At 57.0% G+C, this 2695-nt stretch carries 2 protein-coding genes; one reads left to right on the top strand and one right to left on the bottom strand.

Features of this window, described 5'->3' with window-relative positions; genetic code table 11:
- Positions 1–11: 11 nt before the first annotated feature.
- Positions 12–110: a DUF5694 domain-containing protein gene (locus VMU57_RS22900; RefSeq protein WP_414648582.1), complete on the top strand. Its 99-nt coding sequence runs from the start codon at positions 12–14 to the stop codon at positions 108–110.
- Between the two features lie 184 nt (positions 111–294).
- On the opposite strand, the gene VMU57_RS00405 is transcribed toward VMU57_RS22900, so the two are convergent.
- Complete coding sequence (locus VMU57_RS00405) at positions 295–2304, bottom strand: 30S ribosomal protein S1 (RefSeq protein ID WP_325379639.1); 2010 nt, start codon at positions 2302–2304, stop codon at positions 295–297.
- Positions 2305–2695: the final 391 nt, after the last annotated feature.

Here is a 2695-nt window from a genome sequence, read left to right on the forward strand (position 1 = left end):
ACGACAGGGTCGTGATCTTTATCGGGCAGGGACACGCGGCGATCCTCCGTAATTTTGTGAAGGATTCCCCCGATCTGGAAATGGTAGATCCGGAACAATATCTCAAATAAGTCAGCTTGGCGCGGTAGATCGTTGTTGGACTTTCGGAGAGAGACGCTGCTCATCGTTGAATCCGGGTGGAAATAGTCGTGGAAAACCACGCCACATTCTTTTGTCGATATTGCCGATCCAAACAAAAGCGCTGAATGCCTTGGCATTCAGCGCTTTTGTCATTCTCCAACTCTTGTGCAATTATTATTCTTCGCGCTCGCGCTTCTTCCAGTTGATCAGGTCGCCCAGCGTGGTGGATGAGGAAGACTGCGAAGAGGAAGATTCGCGCGGACCGCCGGAATTCGAATGCCCGTGTCCATGCTCCTTCGCATGTGGCGCCTTGTATTGCTCCACATCCGCCCGTGTCGCTTCATCGCCAACGGCGCGAAGGCTCAAGCCGATCTTCTTTTCTTCCGCGTTCATCTTGATGATCTTGAAGTCATGTTCCTGGCCGACGTCCAGCTTGACAGGAACACCATGCAAGTCGGTGGCTTCGGATACGTGGCAGAGTCCCTCAACTCCGTCCGCCAACTCCACGAACGCGCCGAACTGCGCCATGCGGAGAACTTTGCCATGCACCACATCGTTCACCTGGTGTTGTGCAAAAAAGGATTCCCACACGTCCGGCTGCAGCTGCTTGATGCCGAGAGACAGACGGCGGTGTTCGGCCTCAATCCCCAGCACAACAGCCTTGACCTTGTCGCCCTTCTTCACCACTTCAGACGGGTGCTTGATGCGCTTGGTCCAGCTCATATTGCTGACGTGGACCAGGCCGTCAATTCCATCTTCAATCTCAATGAAAGCGCCAAACTCGGTCAGGTTCCGCACGCGACCTTCGACGACGCTTCCGGTCGTGTAGCGCTCGGAAAGATGCTCCCACGGATTCTCGAGCAACTGTTTCATGCCGAGTGAAATTCGGCGATCCGCCGGATTCACATTCAGAATGATGGTCTCAATCTCGTCGCCCGGCTTCACCAGCTTGGTCGGGTGCTTCATGCGCTTGGACCAGGTCATTTCGGACACATGGACCAGGCCTTCAATGCCTTGTTCCAGTTCCACAAACGCGCCATAATCTGTCACGCTCAAAATGCGTCCGCGGACACGCGCGCCAATGGGATAGCGTTCCGCAACGTCGAGCCACGGATCCGGCGTCAGTTGTTTGAATCCGAGCGAAATGCGCTGCTTCTCGCGATCGAATTTCAACACCTTCACCTGAATCTCATCGCCGACGTTCACCAGGTCGCGAGGATGCGTCAACCGTCCCCAGGACATGTCGGTGACGTGCAGCAGTCCATCGATGCCGCCCAGATCGACGAACGCTCCGTACTCAGTCAGGTTTTTCACCGTTCCGGTCAGGATCGTTCCTTCTTCCAGGTGGTCCAGCGTCAACGACCGCTTCAGCGAGGCTTCGTTCTCCAGCAACTCTTTGCGGGAAACCACGACGTTGCCGCGCTTCTTGTTCAACTTGATGACGCGAACATCAATCGTCTGGCCAATGTAGGATTCCAGGTTGCGCACCGGCCGAATCTCGACTTGCGAACCCGGCAGAAATGCCTTGATGCCGATGTCCACTGTCAGGCCGCCCTTGACGCGGCTGACAACCAACCCGCTCACCGGAGTCTTGTCGTTCGCAGCTTTCTCAATCGTGTCCCACACGCGGTGGCGCAATGCCTTGTCGTAGCTCAGCAGGTAGCCGCCAGATGGCTCCTCATGCTCGACAACCACTTCGATCGTCTGCCCCGCCTGCAGTTTCGGCTGGCCAGTGTGGTCCAGCACCTGCTCGATCGGAATCAAGCCTTCGGATTTCAAACCCACGTCGACCACGACATGCTTGTCGGTCAGCTTGATCACGGTGCCAGTCACGACATTGCCGTCGACGGCCTGCGCGGCTTCCTGTGCCGCCTGCTCGTGCTCAAACGACTCCAGCAATGCACCAAAGTCCATCTCTTCCTCATGGGAAGAGGCCTCGCGCGCTTCCGCAGCCTGGGGCGCAGCCGCTTGCGGCTCACTCGCCGGCGCAGGGGCTTCGGCGTGGCTCGTCGGCTCAGATGTCTGGGAATTGGGCTCGGCTGGTTGGGTTTCTGCCGCGGCAGAAATGTGGTGGTTTGTTTCCGGCGCTTCGTTTTGCGTCTCGAGGGTTGTGACTTCGTTGGCTTCCAATGTAGTGTTCAGGGTTTTGCTCGCAGTGTGTTCGGGATTGAGGACGTCGATCATAAGACTTAGGGGGCTCCGGACTCATACGGCGCGACGGGCACGTCGTATCGGGCAAACCTCGGATTCCACAGGGGACACCGAAGATCGTCCATTCAAGCCGGCTGCGGTCGCCGCGGCGACTGGCTGTCGAAATGGCATCTCAGCCGGACCTGAAATCTGGGGGCTTTTCTCTCTCGCCATTCGCTCGAAACGCTGTCGGTGGTGCCATCAGCTGAAAGTCAGGAAACGACTCCCTGGGTGGTACCTGAAAACAGGCATGATCGAGATTTTGAGCCGGGGAAGAAAAGGAACCCTGGATTGGGAAACGGAGCGCGTGAGTCCTAGGCCGCTTCGCTCCCAACTCAAACTATATCAACCGGTGGAAAACAGTGTCAACGAGAACTGCACTGCA

The organism is Edaphobacter sp. (assembly GCF_035532915.1).
Classification (GTDB): domain Bacteria; phylum Acidobacteriota; class Terriglobia; order Terriglobales; family Acidobacteriaceae; genus Edaphobacter.

Excerpts from the sequence above, each read along its gene's own strand:
- VMU57_RS00405 (WP_325379639.1), bottom strand. The coding sequence starts at position 2,304 with ATGATCGACGTCCTCAATCCCGAACACACTGCGAGCAAAACCCTGAAC.